The 20,382-nt window shown below is 35.6% G+C and carries 9 protein-coding genes; all 9 read left to right on the forward strand.

Going from position 1 to position 20,382, the window contains the following annotated elements; translation table 11 throughout:
* The first annotated feature begins 80 nt into the window (after window positions 1-80).
* On the forward strand, window positions 81-377 hold the full coding sequence (locus P5P89_RS13565) for a hypothetical protein (RefSeq protein WP_278008809.1): 297 nt from the start codon (window positions 81-83) through the stop codon (window positions 375-377).
* Window positions 344-583, forward strand: a complete 240-nt coding sequence (locus P5P89_RS13570; protein WP_278008810.1) for an OmpH family outer membrane protein — start codon at window positions 344-346, stop codon at window positions 581-583. Before P5P89_RS13565 ends, P5P89_RS13570 begins: the two co-directional genes overlap by 34 nt.
* Window positions 570-1,169 carry a hypothetical protein gene (locus tag P5P89_RS13575; RefSeq protein WP_278008811.1) on the forward strand — a complete coding sequence of 200 codons (600 nt, stop codon included), beginning with the start codon at window positions 570-572 and terminating at the stop codon, window positions 1,167-1,169. Before P5P89_RS13570 ends, P5P89_RS13575 begins: the two co-directional genes overlap by 14 nt.
* Complete coding sequence (locus P5P89_RS13580; protein ID WP_278008812.1) at window positions 1,166-3,388, forward strand: hypothetical protein; 2,223 nt, start codon at window positions 1,166-1,168, stop codon at window positions 3,386-3,388. The genes P5P89_RS13575 and P5P89_RS13580 overlap by 4 nt, the downstream gene beginning before the upstream one ends.
* Window positions 3,385-5,178 (forward strand): hypothetical protein, encoded by a 1,794-nt coding sequence (locus P5P89_RS13585; RefSeq protein ID WP_278008813.1) that lies wholly within the window; start codon window positions 3,385-3,387, stop codon window positions 5,176-5,178. The genes P5P89_RS13580 and P5P89_RS13585 overlap by 4 nt, the downstream gene beginning before the upstream one ends.
* Window positions 5,175-7,265, forward strand: a complete 2,091-nt coding sequence (locus P5P89_RS13590; RefSeq protein ID WP_278008814.1) for a hypothetical protein — start codon at window positions 5,175-5,177, stop codon at window positions 7,263-7,265. Before P5P89_RS13585 ends, P5P89_RS13590 begins: the two co-directional genes overlap by 4 nt.
* A 32-nt stretch (window positions 7,266-7,297) precedes the next feature.
* The gene (locus P5P89_RS13595) at window positions 7,298-7,867 is read left to right on the forward strand and encodes a hypothetical protein (protein WP_278008815.1); all 570 of its coding nucleotides are present in this window, start codon (window positions 7,298-7,300) and stop codon (window positions 7,865-7,867) included.
* A gap of 197 nt (window positions 7,868-8,064) precedes the next feature.
* On the forward strand, window positions 8,065-19,281 hold the full coding sequence (locus P5P89_RS13600; RefSeq protein ID WP_278008817.1) for a DUF6443 domain-containing protein: 11,217 nt from the start codon (window positions 8,065-8,067) through the stop codon (window positions 19,279-19,281).
* Entirely contained in the window at window positions 19,268-19,819 is a 552-nt protein-coding gene (locus P5P89_RS13605) for a hypothetical protein (RefSeq protein WP_110305013.1), read from the forward strand. Before P5P89_RS13600 ends, P5P89_RS13605 begins: the two co-directional genes overlap by 14 nt.
* Window positions 19,820-20,382: the final 563 nt, after the last annotated feature.

The raw sequence follows: 20,382 nt of genomic DNA on the forward strand, positions 1-20,382 counted from the left end.
TTACATTTTATCTTTTTTTAGTTTTTGATTGAAGTTTCCTAAAAAATTTTACTTTTGCCGTAAAAAAATTAACAAGTATTGTGATTAAATATAAAGAAAATTCCCAGCGATTAATTAATGTTTTGCTAATAAGTGTGTTAGCAATTCTTTTGCTTTTTTGCATTTTTAAATCAAATAAAGAAATTGTATATGTTGACAATGTAAAATTATTTGATGGTTTTAGAATGACCAAAGAAATGAAAAGGACAGGTGAAAAAGAGTTCAATTCCAGAAAATCGATTCTGGATAAGTTATATTCAGATTTGCAGTCTCCAACAGTTTCTGATGCTGAAAAAAACAGCTTATGCAGCAATTTATTCAGGGGAAAGAAGAATTAGAGCAATTTAATCAGGCTTTTGGTTCTGAGCAGTCTTCAAAGATCTGGGCGCGAATAAAAAGCTATACTGCTGAATTTTCCAAGGAAAAAAATTATGAGTTAGTAATTGGGACTGATAGTAAACAAGATGTTTTGTTTGCAGATGAAAAAATTGACATTACTAATGAGCTCCTTGTCTATATAAATAAAAAGTATGAAGGTCTTTAATTTAGGTTTTATCCTTTTTATTCTTTTTTTTATTTCATGTAATAAAGAACAGAAAAATACTCCGGACGATTCTGCAATCAGGGATCGATATTTTAATCTTGAAAAAATAGGATGGAAATCCCGCTCTTATACCCAAATGGTAGATGATATTGGCTTTACCGCAACTGAAGTTCCTATACAATACTATTTGTTAAAAGATCAGGGCGTTGAAAACCTTCGTCAAGTTGATTCACTTTATGAGGAAAATAAGAGAGAGCGTGTGATAGAATTTGTATTTCAGCAAGATGAAGAAAAGGATTTGCTTGGTAAAGATTTTACAGGTATGGAATACACAGATGCTGTAAAATATATGTCATTTGGGCTTACAAATGATTTTTATGTTGTGACTTCAAGAAAAGATACTATTCCATGTTCAGGGGTTAATTTTGAGCGTAACTATAAAATCGCCCCTTTTCAAAAAGTATTGTTGTTTTTCTCAGGAATTGATCCCAATGACAAAATACAACTAATTTATAATGATTATCTTTTTAGAAAGGGAACATTAAAATTTAAATTTAAAGATCCTTTTACCCCTATAGCCTTATGATTAAGCCAAAAAAAATAAGTAAATTAAAAAAAGTAGTTGCTATTTATTTAGCAATGATGATTCTTCTGGAAACCCTGCAGCCAATGCAGATTTATGCCTTGACCAGTGGTCCAACACAGCCTGAGTTCAATTCTTTTACTCCTATAGGAACTTCGGATATGGTTGATTTGGCAAGCGGTGATTTTAATTATAACATTCCCATAATGGATGTTGGCGGGTATCCTTTGAATCTTGCTTACAATTCGGGTATCACAATGGATCAGGAAGCGTCCTGGGTAGGACTTGGCTGGAATCTAAATGTGGGACAGATAGAAAGACAGGTTAGGGGTTTACCGGATGATTTCAGAGGTGATGAAATGGTCTATGAAAACAACTTAAAGCAAAACAGAACAGTTGGAATTAATGTAGGTGTAAATGCAGCTTATACAGGATTTGATGCTTTACAGTTAGGGGTTGGTTTGGGAGTAGAATCCAATAATTATGAAGGGATATCATTTAAGCCTTCTTACGGGATAGGGTTTAATTTTAATGGCAATGTATCTGTTGGTATGGATTTTTCAAGTTCTCTGGATGGAGGTGCTACCGTAACTCCAAGAATTGGGATTTCTAATAAAATGTCAGATAACGGCTGTGAGAGTACTTCTTTAAAAAGTTCTATTTCTTTAGGTTTAAATAGTAGGAAAGGAGTTGAAAATCTGAATGTTTCTGCAAGTGTAAGTCAAAAAGGTGAAACAGCAGATAAATTTACCAATGCAGCCGGCAGTACTGGTTATAAAAATATTAAAGATGTCAGTGCTGGTGGAAGTATTGGCGGAAGTATCTCATTTAATAACTTAAGCTTTACACCTTCTAAAAGAATTGGGTTCAGAAATGAAAATTTTTCTTTTAACGGAGCTCTTGGAGGTGAAGTTTTTGGTGTAGAAGGTCAGGTACAGGTTACCGGATACGGATCTTATCAAAATATTGCAGACGAATATAAAAAGAAAAAAGAAAAGGCATACGGTTATGAAAATACTGAATACAAAAAAATAACAGAATCCGGAGTCTTAGATTTCAACAGGGAAAACGAAAGGAATGTAACTCAAAATACATTAGCATTGCCGGTAACTAATTATACATATGATATTTACAGTATAGATGGTCAGGGAGTTTCCGGAATGTTCAGGCCTTACAGATCTAAAGTGAGTAGCGTTTATAATGATGAGGTTGTAGATCTGGGACAAAGTCAAAATTTTGGTGCAGAAGTTGGTTTAGGGAATTTGTTTCATGCGAGTGCTGACTTTAAGAAAGCTCCCTCTGAAAGTACAACTGGAGGTTGGTTTCAGAATAATAATGTGCTCGCTCATTTTAACGAAAAAAGTACCGATAAAAAGGCAATAGATTATGAACCGGTTACTTTCAAGATGGTAGGGGCTACAATTGTAGATCCGGAAACCATCTATAAGGATAGACTATATGAGACAAAAGTATTAAGAGTCGATATTGCGGGAAACCAAAAAAACACCTACACCAGTGCTTACACATTGTCTCCAAATCAGAATTATGGCGACAGGGAAATAAAAAGAACTAAACGATTTTTAAGAAGTCAGGTGGTTCAGAAAATCACGAAATCAGAAGCGTTGCGAGATAAGTTTATCATAAAAAATGATAATGCTGAACCGCATCATACAGCAGGAATTAAAGTGCTGCAGGCAGATGGCAATACTTACGTGTATGGCGAAACAGCTTACAATACGAATAAAATAGAAACGACTTTTGATGTTTCGAAACAAAATGGTAATAATACCAATGGCCTTGTAAAATACAATGGATCTCTTTATGGAAACGGAACGAATACCAGCGATGAGTATGTAAACAGAGTAAAAACTCCTCCCTATGCCCACAGTTATTTATTATCTACCGTTTTATCATCAGATTATCAGGATATTGATGATAATGGGCCTACACTAAACGATTTAGGGACTTTTACCAAGTTTGAATATACTACGGTGCCAAATTATCAATGGAGAGTCCCATTTGAAGAAAATAAGGCAACCTATAACGAAGGACTTATTTCAAAAAAAGATGATCAGAAGGGAAATTATTTGTATGGACAAAAAGAACTTAAATATCTTACCAGAATAGTAACCAAAACCCATGTAGCGTTCTTTGATCTTGAAGACAGAAAAGATGCCATTGGTGTTGCCGGCGAAAATGGGGGGCAGGTACAGGAAGAATGAAAAAAATAAAAGCAATCAGACTGTATTCAAGACCGGAAGTTACTAACGCATCAGGTGAAATTTTTGATCCTTCTGCAAGTAGTGTAATAAAACCAATTAAAACGGCTCATTTTATATACAGCTATAGTCTTTGTAAAGGCATTTCCAATAATGACAAAACTTCTAATCTTAGCGATAATGAATTGAGTAATTATCACGGTAAGCTTACTTTGAAAAAAGTATATTTCACTTACAGAGGTTCTAATATGGGAAAATATACTCCTTATGTCTTTGATTATGGGGAAAATGATGCGGAGTATGAAAATCTGCCTAAAACAAGTGAAAAGCCTTATCCTGATGTTCCCGGTTCATATAACCCTGGTTATGATATGAAAGGTTTTGATATTTGGGGAAATTATAAAAAAAATCCAGCTAACAGCGGCTATATCAATACAGCATTATCGAATACAGAATTTCCTTTTGTTGATCAGAATAAAGCAAAAGTAGTTACCGATCCCACTAAAAACCAGGCAGATATTAATACCGCTTCATGGAATTTGAAATCAGTTAAATTACCTTCTGGTGGAGAAATCAAAATCGATACTGAGAGCGATGATTATCAGTACGTACAGAATAAAAAAGCCATGCAAATGTATAAGGTTGTAGGTGTAGGGGATACTCAGGTTCCTGTATATGATGCTCAAAAGAATAATATATTATACAATGGCAGTTCACATAAAAAGTTTTTGTATGTAAAACTAAGTGATGCTAATCTTGTAAATACTGAACAACTCACAAAACAGCGATTTCTGAATCAATATTTAAGTGAGAATTTAGACAAGCCCATTCAGTTTAAATTTATGCTGAATATGTCTAACAATCCACAGCATTATGAATATGTTTCAGGCTATTTCAAAATAGGGGATGTAACTAAAATAGATGTTAATTACGATTCAAACTTTAACGGTACAGTTGCTTCTATCCCTGTGCAATTTTTAGCCAAGGACAAAGAGGGAGGCAAAGCAAACCCAATTGCCAAAGCCGGCTGGGGTTTTGGGCGTATGTTCTTAAACAGATTAACATGCGGTATAAATGACGACCCTGCTGCTACAGATTTTAGTTCTATAGTACAAAACCTGAGGGGTAACATAAGCATTATTAAGGAAATATTTGACGGTCCTGATGGATTTTTACAGGATAAAGGTCGTGCAAGAATTTTTAAACCAGAAAAATCCTGGATCCGATTAGAAAATTCGGATGGGCATAAACTAGGAGGAGGACTTCGTGTAAAATCGATTAGATTAAGCGACAACTGGAGTAAAATGCTAGAAGTTACTTCAGGAACAAATTTGAATGACATGGAGTACGGTCAGACCTATTCTTATAATGATACTGAAGGTAAATCAAGTGGCGTAGCAACTTTTGAACCTAATATGTGTGCAGAAAATCCTTTTGTAGAGCCTTTTTATAATGCCAAAGGAAATTATGCGGAGACCGTGTCTGCTCCTATGGAAAGCAACTATGTAGAAAAACCCTTTGGAGCCAATTTCTTTCCGGCGTCAAAAGTAACTTATGCAAGAGTTACAGTCAGAAATCTTGATAGAAGTGATGCAGGAGCTGGCATTATAGTAAAAAAACATGCAACAGGCAGTGTGGTAACGAAACATTATACTAGTTATGATTTTCCAACAAAAGTATTATATACCGATTTGAAAATGATCAACGGGATAACGCCAACTAGCATTATTAAGGATTTGTTGAAGAATGTTGTAAGGGGGGGAATATTGATGTTAGAAATCTCCTTACCATGACACAAGGCTATTCTATTGAAACCAATGATATGAATGGTAAAGTAAATTTCGAGGAAATCTATAATGAAGCCAACGAAATGGTATCCTCTGTTGAATATAAATATAACATTGATGAGCAAAAAAACATAGATAATAATCTTACAACAATAGATGAAAAAGGAAAAGTTTCTAAAAGAATAATCGGTGTAGATTACGATGTAATAAATGATTTTAACCGAAGCTTTGCTAAAACAGAAACTTCCGGTTTTAAAGCGAATGTTGCCTCAATGTTGATTCCAACAGTACCTTTTCCGATACCGATATTTATACCTACTGTATTTCCGGAATCCTCTATAAATATTAATGAACTTCGTACTGCTGTAACCACAAAGCATGTACATAAAACCGCCCTATTAGTCGAAAAAATAGCAACTGATTTAGGAGCTACTGTCTCAACAAAAAATCTGGCATGGGATGCAAGCTCTGGAGAAGTGCTCCTTACTGAGACGGTTAATGAATATGGGGACCATTACTATTCTTTCAACTTCCCGGCTTATTGGATGTATGATGGTATGGGACTAGCTTCTCAAAATATTGGCATTGAAGGTACATTGATCGCTAACGCTCCGGTAACAGCACCTAATGCATCTTCTAATCCTACAGCTAATCCTTACTTTAGATTAGATAATTATACTGGAGATGTATCAAAAATATTTCATCTGGGAGATGAACTTCAGGTAATGGACGAAAGCGGAATTGTGCAGTCGTCAGAAATATTCGGACAGAACTTACCTCAGCAGTACAAATTATGGGTTGTTGGTTTCAATACGGATAAATCCGGTGTATTGCTAATGGATCGAAATGGTGTTTATATCAACAAATGCGAAGATCTGCCAAGTTTTAATTTCAAAATTGTGCGTTCTGGATATAAAAATATGCAATCGGCCAGTATGGCATCTATAACCTCTATGGTTAACCCTATTAAGAATGGAAAACTAGATCAGGATTCCTTTCAATTTGATGCCAGCTCAAGTTTTAATCCAAGAATTGTTAATGCCAGTGCAGTGGTTTATAAGGATTACTGGAATACACAGACAGAATCGAATCTTCCTTATTATCCGGAGTATAATTTCAATAGCTCCCAAAATTGGATTTTGTCAACTGGTGATGTAAAATATCCTAATGATGTTAAAGTCAATCCGTATCTCTGGAATATTAAAGGAAACTGGAGGGCTGAAAAATCCTATGCTTATTTAACGGGAAGAAATCATGCAGCCGGGCAATTTAATAACCCTAGAAACGAAGGTTTCTTTACTAGTTTTAATTCTTTTTACAGACTTGATCGCAGCTCCGGTATTCCGGTTTGGAAGGTTAATGAGACCAACTGGACTTATGCCAGCAGCGTCACTAAATACAGTCCTTTCGGAGTGGAGCTTGAGAACAAAGATGCGCTTGATCGTTATAGTGCTGCGCAATATGGTTATGCCTACAAATTGCCTATGGCGGTAGCTTCTAACTCAAAATACCAGCAAATGGGTTTTGAAGGTTTTGAAGAGAAAAAAACCGAAACAGTAAACAAACACTTTGGTTTTGCAAATGATAAAATCAACATTGTTTCTACTCAGTCTCATACCGGTAAAAACAGTTTAAAAGTGGCTAAAGGTACTTCCAGTATTATGTCTCGAAATTTGAGTCCTATTGTACAAACAATTGCAGAAGCAAAGTGTCCTGTTAAAGTAGAGGTTCCTGTTGAAAAAAAGTATAGTATTGATCTACGTTTTGTAGAAAGAGGTTCGCAAATTAATAATACTTATCAGGCTTTATATGTTGAATATAATATAATAGATAATGTAACACAACAGCCGGTATATGGGATTTATGCAGCATTGGAAGTATTTAAAAATGGAGCATGGGTTCACGCTTCGGGAATACAAGATGACTATGATGATGAAGATGGACCGGGGTATGAAGTTCTAAATAATTTTTTTATATATAATGCAAATATGAGTTTGTATAATAATGAATTTAGGATAAGGTTCGACACATCAGGTCCTTACAATGAAACAATAATTTCAAATGTAGTTATAGGAAGATTTAACACAAATTAGATAAGTCACACGATTTTATAAAATACACCTCTATGAATAAATTTATTTTTTTAATCCTATTATTAACTACAGACCTCGTTTTTGGGCAGCAGAATGAATCAGCTAATAATTCATTTATACCAGAGCCAGGCAAATATATCGTTTCGGGCTGGGTCAAAGAAGATGTTATGAAGCAGCAAATCACGTATTCCGAAAGCAATATCACAATTGGTGTTTCTAATAATAATGCTGCTCCTTTTTATTCCGAAACCTTCAAACCTTCCGGGGCAATTATTGATGGCTGGCAGCGTATTGTAGGCATTGTAACCATTCCGGCAACAAACCCTCAAAATAATCCAAAGCTGGAAGTAAAGCTAAATTGTACCAGCACTACAGCAGATTGTTATTTTGATGATATCCGGTTTTTCCCTTATAACGGAAATCTAAAGAGTTTCGTTTACGACGAAGACACTCAGAAACTCATGGCAGAATTAGATGAAAATAATTATGCAACCTTTTATGAGTATGACCTCGAAGGAGGATTGGTAAGAGTAAAAAAGGAAACCGAAAAAGGGGTTTACACCATTCAGGAGACACGAAGCAATAGTGTGAAGAGTCAATAAACCAGCTTTGATTTAGCATTTACTGTGATGGCAGGCAAGTGTACCTTTTTCAGTAAAAATGTTTCAGTATCTGCAACAAAAGCAATCCCTTGGTGGAGTTTAAATACATAAGTTAATCACGTTATCATTATAATATGAATCTATCATTGAATGTGTTAAGTAAAAAAATAAGTTTAATTGGGTTGTTATTTTTTACAATGATCCTCAGTGCGCAGGTACAGGAAAAAGAGTATACTAATTTTACACCAATAGCGATCACAGCTTTTGGGAATGCTCCCGTTTCTGTTTTTGATTCAGAAGCCAGTTTTCCAAATCAAAATAACTTAGGTACTTATTGCTACTTATCCTTAAATATTGATAACAATCTTGCACCTTATGTAACTTATACATTAAAAGCCACATTTAGAATTACTCCTGTAAAGCAGGATGGTACTGATGACACTTCTTTTGATAAAGAATTGACAGTGAACTACAATCCTAATCCGGCTAACAGCGGAGGTACAAACTTTCATGATTTAAGCTATTTAAAAATTGAAAACAGATTTGGTATTAAGGTGCAGCTGCTTTCCTATTCAGCACTGAATACAAATAATGTTAGTATAGTTCCAAATAATGCCTTTGTTAATATGGGCTTCAGGGCAAAGAGATATTATACAGTTTCAGAACAATTGCTTAATCCTATAGGGGCAATTAATGCGACAGCAAGTTCCATTACATTGAATTGGGAGAATTTGCCGGGTGCTTTAGAATATGAATTAGAATGGACTTGGATTGATAATTATAGTAATGAAAATATAACGACACATTTACCTGGTGATCAAATTCCGTTTTCTGAGCGTGATTTTGAATTGAATAATACACGCATCATAACCTCTAAAAATACTTTTGAAATACCTCTGATCTACGGTAACGGGTATTTGATATACAGGGTACGGGGCATAAGCAGAAACACAGAGTCTGTAAAATACTATGGTAACTGGAGTTCAGGAACAAGTTTAAAAACGACTATAGCCGATTGGCCGCATCAAAGTGCTGTTTCTGAGCATGAATCAGGTAAAAACTGGCAATTTCAGGCGAGCTATGCCGAAGACGGAAAGAAAAAAGAAGTCGTAAGTTATTTTGACGGTTCACTAAGAAATCGCCAGACAGTAACCAAAATAAATACGGATAATACCACCATTGTAGGAGAAGTTATTTATGATGCACAGGGAAGACCGGCTGTTGAAATATTGCCTGCACCAAATAAAGACGCTACTATTCATTATTTTAAAAATTACAATTTAAATAATCAAAACAAATTGTATTCTTTCAAAGATTTTGATCTTGACGGCGGTAGTTGTGCAAGTACTATTTCCGGAATGTCCGAAAATTCAGGATCTAGCAGGTACTATTCTCCATCGGGATTCGCCGATTTTTCATTGAGAACCAATCAGGCGTATGTACCGGATGCGAAATTATATCCCTTTTCACAAATAGAATACACACCTGATAATACAGGCAGGGTATCCAGAAAGGGAGGAGTAGGGCCGGAGCATCAGTTAGGCACAGGCCATGAAATGAAATATTTATATACAACACCTACAGCACCAGAGTTGCATAGACTGTTTGGCTATAGTGTTGGTGAAGCTTCTCATTACAAAAAAAATATGGTTATTGATCCTAATAAACAGGTGTCAGTAAGTTATATAGATCCGCAGGGACGTACTATTGCGACAGCATTATCAGGAAAATCACCAACCAATCTTATTGGTTTACTGGAAGAAAATACAGATACTACAGCAAAGGCTGAAGCCAATGGTCATGGTAGTACTACAGCAGATTTACTCAATAAAATCACACCTGCCGACACAGATACAACAAAGGATAATAACATTTTGCAAACTACTGGCAAATATCCTTTGAATGATGATGTTCTCACACTTTCTAAATCAATTGAAGTGCCAAACGACGGGACAGCATATGAATTTGAATATAGTTTAAATCAACCAGGTTCTTTTTCTCCTTTTTACTGTTCTACAGGTTTATATCCTTTTGTGTATGATGTTAAATTAAGCCTGAAAGACAATTGCGGCATTGAAAAATTAGTTGCCCCTATTTCTGAAACAGTTGGAACAACTAGTTTCTCTGGCACAAACATCCCTGCCGTTCTGCCGGCTGTAAAGTCAAAAGCTACTTTAGATACAGGTAGTTATAGTCTGAAAAAAGAAATAAAAGTAAATGAAAAAGCATTAAATGATTATGCTGATGATTATATAAAAAAACTGAAAACACCAGGATCAGGATGTTATATTGATCCGGCAGATCCAAAATTTGGAATAGCACCTAATACTCAGTTTATTTATGATTCCTGTAACATAACATGCAAGAGTTGCTTAGATGGTATAGGAACCAAAGTTTCATATGTTCAGAAAGCTTTTGACAATTTATATGGTAAAATAGACCCGCAACATAAAGTTGTGGTATCAGGATCAGAAAGTGCAATAAACGTATTATTAATCGAAGGTTCTACAGATTTAGAAGGTAATCTCATACTGCTTTCGGATGTAAATGGGTTAAAGACACGTTTTATTAGAGAATGGGAATTGTTAAATAAAGAATGCGCAACTATATGTAATCCTAAAGCCATAGAATTTGAAACGGCATGTCAAATGAACGAAAGTTTATTGATATCTGATTTAAGGCCAAATGGACAATACGGAGCTACAAATGCCCATATAACTGATGAAAATGGCAATCCGGTTCCTAACCCTAATTTTGATAAGTTAAGTATCTTTAATTCAAATGGAGGTCTTTTTTATAATGGTGATACAACACAAAACGACTGGAAACACCCACTGACACCTTACAAAATAGATGGGGTTGAGTCATTTATTAGCGTTGAAGTAATTGATAGGACTAAAACGCCATTCTTGTGTAATCCCAGAGTTGATGTTAATCCGGTACTTAAGACTGTTGAAAATGCTGACGGTAGTTATAGTACGGCTAAAAATCCTGATGGGAGTGAGATCTGGCAGGTTAAACCCGAGAACTTATCCAATGTAAAAGATTTTATAACAAACTGGGACGACAGCTGGGCACAATCCTTATTGCCTTATCATCCGGAATATAAGTATTTGGAATACACTAGTGAAATATGCAAAAGAACCGCCAATTTCGATATATCAGGAACTACTCAAACACCTTTGTCTTCTGATGGCTATGATGCGTATTTAATGAACATTACAACCTATGCTGAAGCGAATACTAAGGGACTTATTGATTTTGATAGTGCAGGAAATTTGGGGAAATTACAAATTTACTCTAAGGATCCTTATTTTCAGCAGGTTCAATTAGCATCACCTTTTGAGGACACTGCCCTTTACAATATGAGAGTTGGTTCCGGAAGCATCATGTATCAGGCTATAAACAGCAGTTATATCGGACAGAACAACAATAATCTGACTATGTATCAGGCTGCATTGCAGGGCGTGTTATGCAACTCTTTTTCTGAATGTAACCTGACCAATGTTACCTTGAGTGACACTGTTCAAAAAAATGAAGTATGGAATGCTTACAAAGCGCTTTACATTGGATTGAAAAACAAAATCAAGCATATATTTATGAATATATATGCAATGAAAGCAAAATCATATAACGGCTGTATCGGTACAGGAGAAGGATCTGCGAGAATAACCGATGTTTTGACCGATAATTTTCCTCAAAAAAGTACTCTTGCGACATACATTCAGAGCAACACCACGACTACAGGTTCTTTATGCGAAAGCAGCAGTGCAAGTTTATATCAGACCAAACAAAAAAACTACCTTCCGGCCGATTTTGGATACAATTCGAGTATTGATCCTCAGGTTGCTTCAGATAATTTAGTCAAATCAGCACACTTTGAATATTATGCACAAACAGGAAACTGTCCTCTATTATTAGATTTAGAAATGCTTTTAAATGGGTTTTTCAAAGATAAAATTACTTATCCTTCACCAACGTCTTTGAATAATGTTTCGTTTAACAGACAATACCTCACGAAGGCATTGATGGAAAAACTCATGGTTGCTACCGGAAGCCTGACCATATCAGAATTATTTGCTGCCGGATTAAAACCGCTGAATATAAAGACAACATTCTCCGGAAATACGCTGAACATGAATTTTTATCCAACAACAGGAGGAGGATTTGAAACTTGTCCCATAACAATCGAACTTCCTGCTACTGGGGGGTACACCTGGGCAAATTATGGTTCTGCCTGGAATATAAAAAATCTAAAGCAGGTATATTACGATGTCTCAAACTCAAAACCTTCAACAAAAAAATTCAGATATTCAATAGTTGCACAAATAGGAGCTGTTGGCAATGATGCAATTTTGAATGAGATTGTGCTAAACGGAGAAACTTGTGCACCAATAGGGGAATGTGGTATTGGGGCAACTGTTGGAGAGGCTCTGGATCCTAATGCTGCCCTTAACGATCAGGGAATAGGATGTAATAAAAGGACGAAGTTTGAAAAAGCATTTCAGGGCTTATTGAATGAACTTAAAAAGAAAGGAACACTTTTTAGCACTACCGCTGTAAATTTGAGCAGTTACCCTAGTTATACAAATTCTGATTTAACTGAATATTTCGGACTAGACGCCTCAACTACCTGGAGAAGTGAATCGGAGGGGACAGCTACAGGATTTATTTTAGAGAAAAAAGTGGCAGGAGCTACAGTAGAAATTTCAAGGATCTGGGCTTCTTATCCGGGCAATACTTCAGGATTAAAAGGCTTGAACTTTTCTACTTTTGACTCGGTAAACTTTAAGGATTCAAAAAGTTTTAGCTTTACAGTTTCCGGTGGAACGATTGCAGCAGGGAAAAAGGTTTCAGCAGGAGGTGATTTTTATACTCCGGTACTCAACTTTAACTGTTGTCCTATACTAGACCCGTGGGCAAACGACAGCGATCATGATGGCGTATTAGATGATTTGGACAATTGTCCTGCTACTCCTAATGCAGACCAATTGGATACTAATAACGATGGTATTGGTGATGCGTGTCAAAATATGCCTACAGTTGTAGCTTGCATTTCTAATCAAAACAAAGAAATTGTTTATGAATTAGGATTTAAAGATTTTTTAAATGAGGCAATTAGATTAAATCAAACCGATGGTAACTTATATCCTTCAACTTCTAATAATGAATTGATGGAATTTATTTCAGGTTCAGGATTAAATCAACGTTTTCAGATGGCAAGAGGATTACCTGGGCGCAATTTAGATTTGAGTATGCCTATTCATTCAGTTCCCGTTTCTATATCTTATTTTAAATTTGAAAAAACTGATAATAATTACAAAATAGTTTTTCCTTATGGTCCGAATTTGTTATATAGAAACTTTTATAATTTTTATGATTTTGATTTTGATAACGTAAAAACTTTTTTGAAATTTGATTTAATCCCAAATGGAAATTATGAAGGATTTACTTACACGTTGGTTAAAATGGTTTATGAAAATCGTCAGGGCGAGAAGATATCTATGGAAAGAGTCATTTATCCATCTATTCAATACAGAGATATAGATCCCTTGTATTATAGTTTGATTGATTGTTCTTTTTTGGATCTTGATGTAACGTCATCTAATTCATCTCAAATCACATCTCCTAATACCTCAGTTTCCAACTCCACAACAGAATCCTGCTCCACCTGCATCCCGCAAACCGTAATTCCGGTAGCCTGCGATAGTAAAAAAGCAGCATTTGTAAGTAAGATGGCTAGCCTTAATATAGAGCACTATACAGTAGCACAATCGACCCTGGATAATTTTTGCAGTAACAACTACCAATACATTTCAGATAGCTATTTGTATTATCTTGCTAAATTAGAGGTAAAAAAACTTTATGACATCCGTTTCAGAACGCTTGCACAATTTGGGGATACGTATTTGCATTATGGTTTTAACGGAATCAATGCCGTAATAGATCTATATAAAGAATATTATGATCAAAATATCGTAGTGAACAATCAGGCAAATCCTGATATACTCAACTGGAATGAATGGGTAGAAACTATTTTTAGGCCAGCCAATACAGGCAAAGTTTGCCCTCCGGCAGCATTAAGCTCATCTGTTTCCCCTGCTTTACCGGAAGAAACAGAATCTACTTGTGAAAAACTGGTTAAAAATATTGCAGAAGCTTTCTCAGCAGACAACTTTAATAATTGGCTACAGGAGAAGCGAAAAGAATTTATAGCATCTTATATCAAAAAAGCGATGTCTGATGTTGTTGAGACTCTTGACATGACGTACTATGATCAGGAATACCAATATACCCTTTATTACTATGACCAGGCAGGAAACCTTACTCAGACCGTTCCGCCGGAAGGAGTAAAACGTTTTTCACCAGCTGAGATTAAAACAAAAAATCCATTGATTGAAACTTACAAGGCTGGATATGATCCACTTGCGCCTTTTACAGGCGATGTTGAAAATTTAATGCCTGGGCATAAGCTCAAAACACAATATCGTTACAATTCATTAAACCAACTGGTATGGCAAAATACTCCTGATGGAGGTATAACCCGTTTTGCTTATGATCAACTGGGCAGGATTATCGCTTCTCAAAATAACAAACAGCTAAAATACAGTACTCCTAAAATGAGCTATACTAATTATGATAGCTTGGGCAGGATAAATGAGGCTGGGGAAATAGAAAGTTTTGTATTCAATGCAGCTAACCCATCACAGCCTGTAAGTTATAGCATATCTCCGGAAGGAAGATTAGTGCGCAGTCCTCTGCCGGGTGACGATGAAGACGGAACCGGAAGAGTGAATAGCTTTGATTCTAATTTGCCTAAAAATCAGGTTACAAGAACCATTTATGATGAAGATCCGGAGGTAGAAACAGATGTAAAGGCTTCTTATTTATTTACAACCAATACAACACCGGGCTTTAATCCGGCCTACAACAACCGTAACAGGGTAACCGGTATTTTTTATCACGAAAGTTACAGCAATCCGTTAGTTTTTGACAATGCTATTCTTTACAACTATGATGTTCATGGAAATGTAAAGGAAATTGTGAATTATTATACCGCTTTAAAAAATGAAAATTGTCAGGAAACGGTTATTAACCCTGCTACAGGGCAGCTAAACGATTGCGAGGCGCACTTAAAACGTATTGTTTACGATTACGATTTAATTAGTGGCAATGTTAACTCAGTTAAATTTCAGCCAAACAGGCCGGACCAGTTTATACACCGCTATAACTATGATGCTGATAACCGCATTGTAAATGTAGAAACATCTGCCAATGGTGTACTTTGGGAAAAAGATGCAAGTTATCAGTATTATCCGCACGGGCCATTAGCCAGAGTAGAATTAGGAGACAAAAAAGTACAGGGAATCGATTACGCCTATACTTTACAGGGATGGCTTAAAACAGTAAATGGCGAAAACTTAGCAAATAGCACTAATGATTTGGGGCAGGACGGCTCACTCAATGGAACGACCAAAACCAAAGATGCTTTTGGTTATTCATTAAGCTATTATGACCACGATTACAAAGCTATTTACGGCGATACAGATACTGATGCATTTAAACCTTTAATGGTAAGCCGTAACGCAACCGGGGCTACTCTTCAAAATTTGTATAACGGGAATATTAAGCAAATGACAACAGCTATTCGCAAAGAAGGCGATCAGCTGCTTGCTATTCAAAAGAACAATTACAGTTACGATCAGCTTAATCGTATCAAATCGATGACTTCTCAGGCTTTTAATGCTTTGACTATGCAGGCAGCCAAAAGTTACGAATCCAGTTATTCTTATGATAGAAACGGGAATTTGTTAACCATGAGAAATACGGCACCGGGACTTTATCCAAACTCTAAAACCCCAACGCTGCAAAATCCGGAAATGGATAACTTTACCTATAAATATTTTCCGGGGACCAACAAGTTAACCAATGTTTTTGATGTGGCCAATGATATATTTACCGAAACAGGTATTGATATCAAGCAGAATCTAAATGAAAAAGACGCTTATGACGTAAATAATACTAACACCCACAATTATGTTTACGATTTTATAGGGCAATTGATACAGGACAAAAATGAAGGTCTGATTATTGACTGGCGTGTTGATGGCAAAGTCAAAAAAGTGACGAATAGTAAAATAGGAATTACTATTGACTTTGAATACGATGGACTGGGCAATCGAATAGCCAAACGTGTACAACGCGGACTTGATGTAACCCGTACCCATTACACCCGTGATGCACAAGGCAATGTACTGGGCGTGTATGAAGAAAAATACAAAGCTAAAGAAGGAACTTTGCAAAACGACCTGAACCTTAACAACTATAATATCAATACTGTAGCTGTAAAACGTGCTATTAATAACATTTATGCTACTAGTGATGGCAGTAATTCCAGTGTGGGTAAAAACGGGAATTTAACTCTGGAAGCGGGGAATTCCATCACGCTTAAAAATTTCACGGCAGCTCAGGGAAGTACCTTTACAGCCCGAATTACACCGGTACAGGCCAATAGTAACGAGTCTGAATATGTCCTGAAAGAACACCACCTTTTTGGTAGCAGCCGATTAGGACTGGAACAGGTCAATTTACCAATATACAAGTACACCAACAATTCCAGCACCTACAGAATGGCAGGTATTACGGCTAAAGCCAGTGCTTTAACCACAGCTTCTGTATTAACAGGCACACCCGTTATTAGAAATTATGCCCTGCATTTTGACACGACTACCCCAACAGCTTCCTGGGCTATGCAGGCTGGCAGTTCACCTGTTCTAAATCCGGACTTGACAAGTCTGAATTTAGACACAAATATCAAATTAACTAATCTCAGTCTTGCTAATGGAACTTATTTCTTAGGACAGCTGCAATATAAAGGCAACAAAGAAGAAATAGTTAATGCAACTGATAATGTTGATTTAACTAGTTTTGGTAGTAATAACTGTTTTGAAGTTACGCCTACTTCTGGAACAGTAACTGTAGCTAAAAAGAGTAGCAGTACTTGTACAGGAAATGAGATTACTCTTTTTGAGGCCAATGAAGAGGGAATTTTAGAATACAAAACTTCAACATTAACTAATAGTAATGGTGTATCAACAGGTATTAAAATCAATAATACTTTTTATGGGTTTAGGACTACTACATACAATTCTGGTTCATCTAAAAGAGGAACTTTGCAGTATGGTATCGGGACAGATTATAATAATATTATTACTAATTTATCAGAAGGTGCAGCCATACAGTCACTTAAAATACAAAAAACCTTAGATTCGGATGGTATTGGCTGTTATATAGAACTTTTTAGAAACGGAATACTTGGAAAAAAAATTTATATTGCCAATCGGGCTGCTGCTACAATTAACGTTCTGATGACATCATCGACTGGTAAAATTACAGATTTGAAAGTTACCAAAAAGGTAATCAAAACAATTACCAAAGAAATCACGAATCAGGTTCAAATCGCTTTAGTTAAAGAAAATACGGGTATCAGACCAAAAGTAACAGTAAATCAATATACTAAAACAACTTCAGATGCACCCGCTACTGCTACGTCCAGAAGTTATGAAATTACGTTGCCGGCAGCCAACGCTTTAACAAATGCCCAAATTGCCAATGGTATTGCCTTAAATTTAAATACAGCATTTGGAGCGGGTACAACATTTAATGTAAATGGCAGTACCCTGAAAGACGAAAAAGTATGGACTACACCTGTGAGCATTAATCCTACAGCAATACCTGTTGGTAACAACCAGTTGGGAGGAGCAGGTAATGCAACAGCCGTAGGCTTTGATATGTGTTATTTTAACTACGGAATCAATAACATTCAAAATGGCTTTACGTTTGATGATGCCACGAGTCAGACCATAACAAACAATCCGCCGGTATCAAGTCAGGGAATTGCCATGAACAGTACTGTAACCAGAACACTGGGACCTTGTTTAGTTGACACAGACGGAGATGGATTATTTGACCTTTATGAAGTCAATAACGACCTGACTTTTATAGATACCGATGGTGATGGAATTGCCAACCATGATGATAAAGACGACGATGGCGACGGTATTTACACGATGTATGAAGGTGCAGATCCGGATGGTGATCATAACCCGGCAACTGGAACAGCCCCGTTAAATACCAATGCAGTAGCATCAGCCCTGAATCCAAAAGCGGCAATCAATACAATACCAAACTATCTTGATCCGGATGATGATGGTGATGGTTATGCTACATGGGAAACTTCTGAAGGAGGTAAAGGTTTCATAAATGCCGCAACAAATGGATTGCCTTACACCTTAAATACAGACAATCCTACGGATGCCATACCAAATTATTTAGACCCAACCAACGGACTTTATATCACATTGCCTATTGCCGTAAATAATTTTATATCTTTGACAGGGGATAAACAATACGAACTTTCCAATCATTTAGGAAATGTACTTTCGGTAATTTCAGATAAGAAAATACCAACGTTGTCTTCAGGTTCTTTGGCTTATTTTAATGCAGAGGTACTGAGTTATTCAGATTATTATCCTTTTGGACAGTTAGTACCTAATAGACATGGTAGCTCGAATTCATATCGTTATGGCTTCCAGGGACAGGAGAAAGATGATGAGATTAAAGGTGAAGGAAACTCTTTGAATTATACCTATCGTATGCATGATCCTAGAATTGGTAGGTTCTTTGCTGTGGATCCTTTAGCAAAAGCATATCCCCATTATACTCCATATATTTTTAGTGGAAATAAACTTATACATGCAATTGAATTAGAAGGAATGGAAGAATATGAGTTATTTTTACCAAGTCCATTTCAAAGAAGTATAGAGGATGCAATAATAGCAAAAAACTGTCAAGCAATTATGAATAAAGTTGATGACAAAGCTTATAGATTATTTGCACATGGTGCCCCGGATTTCGTGCAAGGATATGATAAGGGAGGGCATAAAACTCAAGAATATTGTCCAAGTTTAGATAAATTTTTAAATCAATCATATCATTCTGATAAATGGAAAGAGATGAAAGAAGAAGGAGGCACTTTTATATCATATGCTTGCAATACAGGTGATGAAGGTGGTGTAATGCAACAATTATCTAAAAAGGAAGGAAATGAGAATATAATTTTTATAGCAGCTACTGAATATGTAAATCATTTACCTAGTACTGATAAAAAGACTGGAGATGTAAAAGGAAGAGTTGAAGTTTTTACTAAAAGACAAGGTGGTAAAGTGAAATATGGAGTTTGGAACATTTATAAAGGAGGGAAATTAATAGACACAAAACCTTATGATTGGCAACCTACAGAAATAGATTTAAAAACTATGGATAAACCAATTGAAAAAACATTTTTTGAAATAGTAAAAGAGTTTTTTATTAGTAATCCTGAACCTAAAACAAAGAAAAATGCAAAAAGTTAACTTATTAAAAAAAATAATATTGATAATTTTTGTTTTAATTTCATTTATTTTCTTTTTGAAATGGTACACAAATTTTATTTATTTCTCAACCCAAAATGAAACTTTTGAAACAATCAAAAATCATAATATTTACATCAAGAAAATGACCTATGATAGACTAATAAATAAATTTGAAAGAGAGGCTTACGATAGTCTGGTTAGAGTTTATTCAAATCATGAAGAAGATTTAGATTTTTTAAATATAAGTATTCAGGTTTCTAATAAATGGAATTATGATTACGCAAGCTATCAGGTTTTTAAAATTATAAGTGAAACTCAGAAACAGGTAAATCAAGACATGCCAGATTTAAACTATCTTGATTTAAAAACTAGAAAAATTTCATTAAATTATCTAGTGAAAGCTTATAATGAAGGTAACCCTAATGCAAAAAAAATAATAAATAATTATACTGAAAATAAGATTTATTTAGATGATCTAAAACAATCTCTGGACAATCTGAGAGACCCAGATGGCTCGGATATATCAACGCAACGATAGCGCAGAAATTTTGGTAGTGTTTCAAAGTTAGTGATATAAGATTTTAGATTTCTAACGTATTGAAATAGAATAAATATCAGTAAAAAATAATTTAAAGATGAGCAGGGTAGTGTTTCAAAGTTAGTGATATGAGATTTTACATTTCTAACGTATTAAAATTGAACAAATTTTAGAAATAAATAATTTTAAGATGAGCAGTGATGCTCATCTTTTTTGTTTTATTATTGCCTTAAATGTGCTAAAATGAATAAAAATTCGACATGGTGTTCCCTCGGTCCGAGCATTAGCTTGATTAATAAACCCTGATGGAGACGGAAACCCACTGGCGCTCGTTTGTCTGGGTTCTCTGGTGCTCGATTGCATCGAGTACCTACTTAAATTAGAAGACAAAAGGTAGCGTTTGCAACGCGGGTAATTAAACAAAAAAGCAACTCCCCAGTTAGTCCGAGCATTAGGCAATACAGGTGCTGGTGCGATGCCTCTGGCTCGTGCAGGCAAGCCGGATAATAAAAACAAAGAGGCTGTCCTTACATTTTTTTTCGGACAGCCTCTTTTTGTTTAAA

Source organism: Flavobacterium gyeonganense (genome assembly GCF_029625295.1).
GTDB classification, from domain to species: domain Bacteria; phylum Bacteroidota; class Bacteroidia; order Flavobacteriales; family Flavobacteriaceae; genus Flavobacterium; species Flavobacterium gyeonganense.

Excerpts from the sequence above, each read along its gene's own strand:
- P5P89_RS13570 (WP_278008810.1), top strand. The coding sequence starts at position 344 with ATGCAGCAATTTATTCAGGGGAAAGAAGAATTAGAGCAATTTAATCAG.
- P5P89_RS13575 (WP_278008811.1), top strand. The coding sequence starts at position 570 with ATGAAGGTCTTTAATTTAGGTTTTATCCTTTTTATTCTTTTTTTTATT.
- P5P89_RS13580 (WP_278008812.1), top strand. The coding sequence starts at position 1,166 with ATGATTAAGCCAAAAAAAATAAGTAAATTAAAAAAAGTAGTTGCTATT.
- P5P89_RS13585 (WP_278008813.1), top strand. The coding sequence starts at position 3,385 with ATGAAAAAAATAAAAGCAATCAGACTGTATTCAAGACCGGAAGTTACT.
- P5P89_RS13590 (WP_278008814.1), top strand. The coding sequence starts at position 5,175 with ATGACACAAGGCTATTCTATTGAAACCAATGATATGAATGGTAAAGTA.
- P5P89_RS13595 (WP_278008815.1), top strand. The coding sequence starts at position 7,298 with ATGAATAAATTTATTTTTTTAATCCTATTATTAACTACAGACCTCGTT.
- P5P89_RS13600 (WP_278008817.1), top strand. The coding sequence starts at position 8,065 with ATGATCCTCAGTGCGCAGGTACAGGAAAAAGAGTATACTAATTTTACA.
- P5P89_RS13605 (WP_110305013.1), top strand. The coding sequence starts at position 19,268 with ATGCAAAAAGTTAACTTATTAAAAAAAATAATATTGATAATTTTTGTT.